This window comes from Oscillibacter sp. (genome assembly GCF_031978065.1).
Classification (GTDB): domain Bacteria; phylum Bacillota; class Clostridia; order Oscillospirales; family Oscillospiraceae; genus Oscillibacter.
The window spans coordinates 1-7,731 of sequence record NZ_DALZCH010000133.1 but is presented as its reverse complement, the minus strand read 5'-3'; the positions used below and the strand labels follow the sequence as shown (position 1 = coordinate 7,731).

The 7,731-nt window shown below is 56.2% G+C and carries 6 protein-coding genes; 4 read left to right on the top strand and 2 right to left on the bottom strand.

The window, feature by feature from the left end:
- Together RTK01_RS14860 and htpG are read right to left on the bottom strand one after the other, a co-directional pair.
- Positions 1–145: AbrB/MazE/SpoVT family DNA-binding domain-containing protein (locus RTK01_RS14860; RefSeq protein WP_312281720.1), on the bottom strand; the 145-nt coding region annotated here is incomplete at its 3' end.
- A 314-nt stretch (positions 146–459) separates the two neighbouring features.
- Complete coding sequence (gene htpG / locus RTK01_RS14855; protein WP_312281719.1) at positions 460–2,352, bottom strand: molecular chaperone HtpG; 1,893 nt, start codon at positions 2,350–2,352, stop codon at positions 460–462.
- A gap of 258 nt (positions 2,353–2,610) precedes the next feature.
- On the opposite strand from htpG, the gene RTK01_RS14850 reads away from it, so the two are divergent.
- The 4 genes from RTK01_RS14850 (at position 2,611) to glgD (ending at position 7,682) form a co-directional block, all read left to right on the top strand.
- Positions 2,611–3,039, top strand: coding sequence for a hypothetical protein (locus RTK01_RS14850; RefSeq protein WP_312281718.1), 429 nt, complete (start codon positions 2,611–2,613; stop codon positions 3,037–3,039).
- Between the two features lie 288 nt (positions 3,040–3,327).
- Positions 3,328–5,349: a 1,4-alpha-glucan branching protein GlgB gene (gene glgB / locus RTK01_RS14845; protein WP_312281717.1), complete on the top strand. Its 2,022-nt coding sequence runs from the start codon at positions 3,328–3,330 to the stop codon at positions 5,347–5,349.
- Positions 5,350–5,361: 12 nt separating this feature from the next.
- Positions 5,362–6,570, top strand: coding sequence for a glucose-1-phosphate adenylyltransferase (locus RTK01_RS14840; protein WP_312281716.1), 1,209 nt, complete (start codon positions 5,362–5,364; stop codon positions 6,568–6,570).
- Entirely contained in the window at positions 6,567–7,682 is a 1,116-nt protein-coding gene (gene glgD / locus RTK01_RS14835) for a glucose-1-phosphate adenylyltransferase subunit GlgD (protein ID WP_312281715.1), read from the top strand. The genes RTK01_RS14840 and glgD overlap by 4 nt, the downstream gene beginning before the upstream one ends.
- The last annotated feature ends 49 nt before the right edge of the window (positions 7,683–7,731 follow it).

Genomic DNA, 7,731 nt, shown 5'->3' with positions numbered 1-7,731 from the left:
GCAATCCTCCGCAAAACCGTTGCCACTGTGTCAATGTAATCAACAATGGGTCGCCCTCCCGAATGCGCATGGTGCGGCGAATTTCTTTTGGGATAACCACTCGGCCCAGATCGTCAATGCGGCGTACAATTCCAGTTGCTTTCATCTATAAATTCCTCCTAAGGCATCATTTGGACAGGTGGCCATAGTATCCGCAGGATTTGTTTCCCTATGCGGATGGATTTACTGGAACTGTCTGGAAATAGCTTTCTATTTTCAAAAATTTTACGCCGCTAGGTACAGTCCCGGGCTAAAAAATATGGCAAGAACGAAAGAAGAAGCTTCCACCCGTGTGCGGTATGGCACACGGATGGAAGCAAAGGGAATAAAGGCGTGGGAATAGATTTTGTGGTTAAGTACCGGTCTTTTGCTTTGTGCATCGCCGCGTTTTACTTCGCTGCGATGCGCACTTTTTTGAAATCAAACCAACAGCTCGCACACCAGGTCAGTGTAGCCCGAGGGGTCTTCCAGCGGGAGGCCCGCGATGAGCAGAGCCTGATTGAACAGGAGGGCGGCGTATTTTTTCGCTTTTTCCGGGTCCTCCGTCACGGCCTTTTCCAGCGCGGCGAAGACGGGATGCGCCGCGTTCAGCTCCAAAATACGCTCCGCCTTCGGCGCTTGCTCGGGCTGTACCGCGGCAAAATATTTCTCCATTTCAAAGCTTAGACCCGGCCCGGCAGTCAGGCATACGGGATGGGATTTCAGAATTTTGGAGGATCGCACCTCTTTGATCTGCTCTCCGAGGGCTTCCTTCACAAAGTCAAACACAGCTTTGTGGTCGTCTTCCTCAGTCTCTTTGGGCGCCTCCTCGCTTTCTGCCTTGGGGGCGGCCTCGCCGGAGAGGGCGGAGAGGAACCTTTTCTCCTGATAGGTCATCAGTGCTTGCGCGGCAAATTCGTCCACATCCTCGGTGAAGTACAAAATCTCCGTCCCCGCGTCCTTGAGGGCTTCAAGCTGGGGCAGACGGTCGATGGCTTCCACCGTTTCGCCTGAGGCGTAGTAAATGCTCTCCTGGCCCTCCGCCATGCGGGAGATGTAATCCGCCAGAGATACGGGCTTTTTCTCCGTGGAGGAGTAAAACAGCAGCAGGTCCTGAAGCTCTTCTTTCTTTGCGCCGTAGTCGGACACCACGCCGAATTTCAACTGGCGGCCAAAGCTTTTCCAAAACTTTGCGTATTCCTCCGGCTCATCCTTCATCATTTTCTGAAGGTCTGCCCGGATTTTTTTGTCCAGATTGGCGGCGATGACCTTTAGCTGCCGGTCGTGCTGCAACAGCTCACGGGAAATGTTCAGGCTCAGGTCGGCGGAGTCCACCACGCCCCGGACGAAGCGAAAATGCTCCGGCAGCAGATCAGCGCACTTTTCCATAATCAAAACGCCGTTGGAATAGAGCTGCAAACCCGCTTCAAAGTCCTTGGAGTAGTAGTTGAAGGGCTGCTGAGAGGGGACAAACAGCAGTGCCCGATAGGTCACCGCCCCCTCGGCGGACACGGCGATCACCCGCTGCGGCTCCGCATAATCGTTGAATTTATCCCGGTAAAACTTGTCGTATTCCTCTTTTTTCACCTTGGACTTCTGCCGCTGCCATAGAGGGATCATGGAGTTGAGCGTTTCCACCTCGGCATAGGTTTCGTACTCAGGATGATCTTCGGGAGAATCTTCCTTTTTGCGGGTTTTGCTGATCTCCATGCGGATGGGGAAACGGATGTAATCGGAGTATTTGCGCACCAGCTCCTGAAGACGCCAGCCCTCTAAAAACTCGCTGAATTTTTCGTCGTCTGTGTCGGGGCGCAGGTGCATAATCACGTCGGTGCCGAAGCTTTCCCGCTCACACTCCGTGACGGTGTACCCGTCCGCGCCGGAAGACTGCCACAGATACGCCGTGTCGGAGCCGTATTTCTTTGTTACCACTGAGATGTGGTCGGCCACCATAAACGCGGAGTAGAAGCCCACGCCGAACTGACCGATCACGTCGGCATTTTTGGCGTCGTCTCCCACTTCCTGCCGGAACTGAAAGGTGCCGGAGGAGGCGATGACCCCCAGATTGCTCTCAAGGTCCTCTTTGTCCATGCCGATGCCGTTGTCGGACACGGTGAGAATGCGCCCGGTCTTGTCCGTTTTGATTTCAATTCTGAAATCCTTGCGCCCAAGGCCCACGTCCTGATCCGTCAGCGCCCGGTAGCACAGCTTGTCGCAGGCGTCGCTGGCGTTGGAAATGATCTCTCGGAGAAAAATCTCGTGATGGGTGTAGATGGAGTTCACCATCAGATCAAGAAGTCGCTTGGACTCCGCCTTGAATTGTCTCTTTGCCATGGATGATACACTCCTTTTTCATTTTTCAAAACGACACTATTATAGCATCGCCCAGCTAAAAATGGAATATCAAATTTCAAAATTACATTTAAAATGAACGCAAAAGCTTCTCAAAAAACCGGCGCGAAGCTTTAAAACGGAAAAAGAAGTAACCAAATTGTAAATTCCGAGCGGAAAGAGTTGTGAAGAGAAAAAATTGCGAGTAAAATATATTGAATCCCGAATGGGATATGTTGTTTTGAAAAGGAGCCTTCCTCTATGGGATTTGTGCAGAGGCTGCGAGGCGGCCTGGCCCGCCTGATGTACGGGCGAAACGGCGCAGACCGGCTGGGTCTGGTGGCGATTTGGACCTCGCTGGGCCTGAACATTGTCTCCGCCCTCCTTCGGGGGCGGGTGCCCGTGGCGGGCGCGGTGCTTTATTGGGCGTCCATGGCCTTGGCGGTATGGGCGATTTTCCGGATGTTTTCCAAAAACCTCTACAAGCGCAGGGAGGAGAACAGCCGCTTTTTGCAGTTTTGGTGGAGACTTCGCAGCGGACACAAAAACGCTAAGGACCGCCGGGCCGACACGGAGCATAAATACTTTACCTGCAAAAGCTGCAAAACCATCTGCCGTGTTCCGGTGGGCAAGGGTAAGCTGGAGATCACCTGCCCCAAGTGCGGCGCTAAAATCCGCGGAAAAACCTGAATTCAGAGGACAGCCGTCTTTGGCGGCTGCCCTCTGTTGCTTTTCTGGATGGATGGGGCCGGGAAGAACACTTTGTAAAAAAAGACAAATTTGCTCGAAAGCGTTTGTGTGGCCTATAAAAAGTCGTTGAAATCCACGAAAGCACAACCTACATTTCGACAGGGCACGTTCTTGACGCTCTCAATACCCTAAGGTATAATTGAAGAAAGTAAAGACAGGCGCACGTAGCGCATACGAAAACGATTAACCGCCGGTGGAGGAATTTCCCCGGCGGGAAGGAGTGAGGACATGGGGGAGAGCGGACATGCCTTGGCGTTCCACGCGGGTACACTGTCAGACGGCTGGAACTGGTTTGGCGCCCACCCCGCCGGGGAGGCGGGCCTTGAAGGCTGGCGCTTCCGGGTCTGGGCGCCCCATGCGCTGACGGTGAGCGTGGTGGGAGATTTCAACGAATGGGATATCTCCGCCGATCCTCTCACGCGGGAGGGGGAGACGTGGACCGGCTTTGTGCCGGAGCTTCCCGGATACACCTCATATAAATACGCCGTCACCGGCCCGGACGGGAAGGTCCGCTACAAGGCGGACCCCTATGGCTTCCACACGGAAACCCGCCCCGCCACCGCCAGCAAGCTTTACGATATTTCTGGTTTTCCATGGAGCGACAGAGATTTCCGGCAAGAGCGGGCGAGCCGCTCCGGAAACACCGGGCCGCTGAATGTGTACGAGGTGCATCTTGGCTCTTGGCGCAGGCGGGAGAATGGGGATTTTTACGATTACCGTTCTCTGGCAAGGGAGCTTGCCGCCTATGTAAAGGATATGGGCTATAACGCGGTGGAACTGTTGCCGGTGACGGAGCATCCGTTGGACGACTCATGGGGCTATCAGTGCACCGGGTATTTCGCGCCCACCTCCCGATACGGAACGCCGGAGGACTTTATGTGGTTTGTGGACCATATGCATGAAAACGGCATTTCCGTAATTTTAGACTGGGTTCCCGCCCACTTCTGCAAAGATGCACAGGGACTGTATGAGTTTGACGGAACCTGCTGCTACGAATATGCGGACCCGAAAAAGCGGGAACACGCGGGATGGGGGACGAGGGTTTTTGACTACGGACGGACGGAGGTAATGAGCTTTCTTCTCTCCTCCGCCCGCTTCTGGCTGGAGGCTTATCATATCGACGGGTTACGGGTGGATGCGGTGGCATCCATGCTGTATCTGGACTATGACCGTCCTGCGGGCCAGTGGACCCCCAACAAAAACGGCGGCCACGAAAATCTGGAAGCCGTGGAATTTCTCCGGGCGCTGAATCGGATGGCCTTTTCGATAAATCCCGGGGTACTGATGGCGGCGGAGGAATCTACCGCCTGGCCCATGGTGACCCGGCCGCCGGAGGATGGAGGGCTGGGCTTCAACCTCAAGTGGAATATGGGCTGGATGAACGACATATGTCATTATTTAAAGCTGGACCCCTATTTCCGCCAGTTCAATCACAAGGACATTACCTTTTCCATGGTGTACGCGTTTTCTGAGAATTACGTGCTTCCCATGTCCCACGACGAGGTGGTACATATGAAGGGCTCGCTGGTGGGGAAGATGCCGGGGGACTATGAGACGCAGCTTCGCTCTCTCCGTGGCTTTTACGCCTATTTTCTTGCCCATCCGGGGAAAAAGCTGCTGTTTATGGGTCCGGAGCTTGGCCAGTGGCACGAGTGGGACGCAAACGGCCAGTTGGACTGGTATTTGTTGAAGCAGGAGCCAAACCGTAAAACTCAGGCGTTTTTCCGAGCGGCAAACCAATTTTATCAGAACACCCCGGCCCTGTGGGAGGAGGACTTCCGGCAGGAGGGCTTCCAGTGGCTGGTGGCGGATGACAACCACAACAATGTGGCGGTGTTCCTGCGCAGGGATTCCAAGGGTGGGGCGCTTTTGTGTGCGGTGAATTTTTCGCCCAACGCCTACCCCGACTATCGAGTGGGCGTGCCGGAGCAGGGTCTGTATACAGAGGTGTTCAACACCGACGGGGAAGTGTTTGGCGGCGAAGGCTATGGAAACGATTCGCCGGTGGAGACGCAGGCGGTTCCCTTCCACGGGCGGGAGCAGTCGGTGGTATTGCGCATTCCGCCCTTTGGGGGCGTGTTCCTGCGGGCGGAGAAGAAGAACGCGGCAAATTCCACGAAAGCCGCAGTGTCCAAAAAGATCCCAAGCATTGAAACGCCCTCTCCCAAAAGGGCGGCGGCGAAGGGGACGAAGGAGAAAAGCACCGGGCGGGGAGCCGCGAAAAAGGCGGCACGAAAGCTCGGTAAATAAGGAGGCAGAGGCATGAAAAAGGAGTGCATCGCCATGCTGCTGGCCGGCGGCCAGGGCAGCCGGCTGTACGTGCTTACCGGCGATATGGCGAAGCCAGCGGTCCCCTTCGGCGGGAAATACCGCATCATCGACTTTCCCCTGTCCAACTGCGCAAACTCCGGAATCGACACCGTGGGCGTGCTGACCCAATACCGTCCGCTGGAGCTGAACGCATATGTGGATAACGGCCAGACATGGGATTTGGACAGCAGCACAGGCGGCGTCCACATTCTGCCACCTTATCAGTCCGCCGCAGGCGGCACGTGGTATAAGGGCACGGCAAACGCCATCTTTCAGAACATCGCCTTTGTCGATCGATACGACCCGGAGTATGTGGTCATTCTTTCCGGCGACCATATCTATAAAATGGATTATTCCCGAATGGTGGAGCGGCACAAGGAAACCGGCGCGGCCTGCACCATTTCGGTGATGGAAGTTCCTTGGGACGATGCTTCTCGCTTTGGCATCATGAACGTAGATGCAGGCGGCATGGTGACGGAGTTTGAGGAAAAGCCTAAGCACCCCAAGAGCAATCTTGCCTCCATGGGCATTTACGTCTTTAGCTGGAAGACCCTGCGGACCTATTTGGAGGAGGATGAAAAGGACAGCGCTTCGGACAACGACTTTGGAAAGAATGTCATTCCGGCCATGCTGCAAAACGGCGAAAAAATGGCGGCTTATCGCTTTGAGGGCTATTGGAAAGACGTGGGGACGCTGGAATCTCTCTGGGACGCCAACATGGATATGCTTTCCCCAGAGTCGGGCCTTGATCTGCTGGACGAATCGTGGCCCATTTATGCCCTGTCCCTCTCCTTGCCTCCGGCCTTTCTGGGGAAGCACGCCAAGGTGAGCCACAGTGCCTTTAACCGGGGCGGCAATCTGGAGGGGACGGTTGAAAACTCCGTACTCTCCGCCAGCGTCACGGTGGAAGATGGGGCAAGGGTCAGCTATTCCGTGCTGATGCCGGGCGTCACCGTGAAGGCCGGGGCCGTGGTGGAATATGCCATTGTGGGGCAGGACGCGGTGATTGGTGAAAACTGCCGCGTGGGCGCGTCGCCCGAGGAAGCGGACCCCCTTTTGTGGGGGCTTGCGGTGCTGGCCCCCGGCTGCGTACTGGAGGCGGGGATCAGCGTTCCGCCCAAAGCCATGCTGGATGAACGCGGCGAGGAGGTGGCGAGATGAACGGACTGCACGGAATCATTTTCTGCTATGAGCGGCGAAACGATTTGAAGGAGCTGACTGTCGGGCGCTCCGCGTCCTCCCTCCCCTTTGCCGGACGGTATCGGGCCATCGACTTCGGCCTGTCCAATCTGGTAAACGCCGGAGTGACGGATGTGGGCGTGGTACTCCACGGGCAGTATCAAAGCCTGATTGATCATCTTGGCAGCGGAAAGAACTGGGATCTCAGCCGCAAGCGCGGGGGACTAAAGCTGCTGCCCCCCTTTGCCTATGAGCGGCCGGGCGGCGGATACGGAGAATTTCGGGGGAAAATGGAGGCGCTGGCAGGGGTACGCAGCTATCTCCAATCCATCCGGCAGGAACATGTGGCGCTGATGGAGGGAGACCTTGTGGTAAATCTTCCTCTTGCCGAGGTGCTGGACCGGCATATTCGCTCCGGCGCGGACATTACCACCGTCTGCGGGGACGACAGCTTTGCTGTGGACAACGGCACCTATTTTCAGTCCGACGGAGAGGGACGAGTGCGGGAGGTTTTATACCAGATGCATACGCCCCGGGGCTATCGGGGATTGGAGGTTTACATCCTGTCCACAAAGCTGCTGGTGGAATTGGTGGACCAGTGCATCAGCCGCGACCAGTATAGCTGGCGGCACGACATTCTTCAGGCGAAGGCGGGAGAGATGAATATCCGCTCCTTCATCTGGCCGGGGTTTGCCGCCCAGATTCGCTCCGTGCAGGAGTATTATGACCGTAGCATGCAGCTTCTGGACGCCCCCATCCGGGCGGAGCTGTTCACCGCGCTGCGGCCTATCCGGGCAAAAAACGCGGACAAATCCTCCGCTTACGCCGGTCCCAGCGGCCTCTGCGTCAACTCGCTGATTGGCGACGGTTGCAAGCTGGAGGGGACAGTGGAAGGCTCCATTCTCTTCCCCGGCGTTGTGGTGGAGGAGGGGGCGCGGGTGCGTAACTGCGTGTTGTTTAAGGACACCGTGATCCGCCGCAACGCGGATTTGGCCCATATCATTACCGACAAACGGGTGGAGGTGCTTCCGGACCGCACGCTGATTGGACACTCCTCCTATCCACTGGTAGTGAGTAAGGGCGCACGGGTGTAAAGTCTGCCCGCTTGCGGGCGGCTTGGAAGCGTGGTCATGAGTTAGAAAG